The sequence below is a fragment of the Halomonas sp. 3D7M genome, assembly GCF_014897885.1.
Lineage (GTDB): Bacteria > Pseudomonadota > Gammaproteobacteria > Pseudomonadales > Halomonadaceae > Vreelandella.
The window spans coordinates 13,672-14,868 of record NZ_JABUZF010000277.1 but is presented as its reverse complement, the minus strand read 5'-3'; the positions used below and the strand labels follow the sequence as shown (position 1 = coordinate 14,868).

Below are 1,197 nucleotides of genomic sequence, written 5' to 3'. Positions count from 1 at the left end.
CGCAGCGAGCCACTGGCAGAGTGGCTTAAGCAGGAATTGGGGGCTGGCCACTGCTAGTCTGGCTACTCCTTTAGCGCTTGTTTGCACAAAGTGTGTGGGCTATTTGTTCACGCACCCAACGATGTGCACTGTGACCATGGTTACGCTCATGCCACACCATACCGACTTTGAATCCCAGTGATTTAATGGGGGATTCAACAATTTTAAGGTCGGAACGTTGGGCGACTAAACGCCGTGGTACCAGCGCCACAAGAGGCGAGTGAGCAACAATTTCAGGGATGAACAGGAATGAAGCGGTCGATAGTACAACATTGCGCTTATAGCCCAATGTGTGTAAGACCTGATCCACTGGGGTGAAGAAATTGTCTCCACTGAGCGACACAATCACATGCTCAAGTTGGACATAATCTTCAATTGTCATTTCATCACTGAGTCGCGGGTGGTTCTCGCAGCCAACCAACACATAGGTTTCGTCGTACAGGGATTTTGATCGTAAAGTCTGTGGTGCTTCTTCTGGCGTCATAAGTGCAAGGTCCACTTCACCACACGCCATCAGGGCTTCCAACCGAGGTGGTTCCAGATTACGTATTGCGATCCTGACGCCGGGTGCTTTTCGCCTTAACTCGTTCATGATCGACAAACCAACAACCGTTTGCAGATAGTCGGTACATGCAATCGTGATGGTCAGCTTTGCTTGGGCAGGCTCAAAGTGCTGGTGCGTTGTTAGCGTCTCTCGCACCTGATCTAGTGCAAAACGCAATGGGGAAAGTAACTCCAACGCTTTGGCGGTAGGCATCATTCCACGATGAGCAGGAATCAGCAGCGGATCATTGAACATATCCCTAAGGCGACTCAACTGAGCGCTGACAGCAGGCTGGCTCAGATTCAGCCGCGCGGCCGCTCTGGTGACATTTTGCTCTTCAAGCAAAGCCTCTAATGTCACCAACAAATTAAGGTCAAGTCTTTTGGCATCCATGCTTACGATAGTAAGTCATAAAACTATTAATTTCACTGATACTTCAATCTTGCGCACACTGCCTACTGTATCCACTTAGAGTGATAGTCACTCGCTAACTCGCCTGTAGGAGCAGCAAAGTGTCCAAGACCATATTGATGGTGTATGCCCACCCCGAACCCACATCACTAACCCGCCTATTCGTTACCGAAACGATACGAATACTGGAACAACAAGGCCAT

At 49.5% G+C, this 1,197-nt stretch carries 2 protein-coding genes; one reads left to right on the top strand and one right to left on the bottom strand.

Annotated features, from left to right (window positions below; translation table 11 throughout):
• Nucleotides 1-70: 70 nt before the first annotated feature.
• Nucleotides 71-976 (bottom strand): LysR family transcriptional regulator, encoded by a 906-nt coding sequence (locus INT22_RS19885; protein ID WP_193068788.1) that lies wholly within the window; start codon nucleotides 974-976, stop codon nucleotides 71-73.
• Nucleotides 977-1,113: 137 nt separating this feature from the next.
• On the opposite strand from INT22_RS19885, the gene INT22_RS22210 reads away from it, so the two are divergent.
• On the top strand, nucleotides 1,114-1,197 hold an 84-nt coding region (locus tag INT22_RS22210; protein WP_226912968.1), incomplete at its 3' end, for a hypothetical protein.

Coding starts and splice junctions, on each gene's coding strand:
- INT22_RS19885 (WP_193068788.1), bottom strand. CDS start 976: ATGGATGCCAAAAGACTTGACCTTAATTTGTTGGTGACATTAGAGGCT.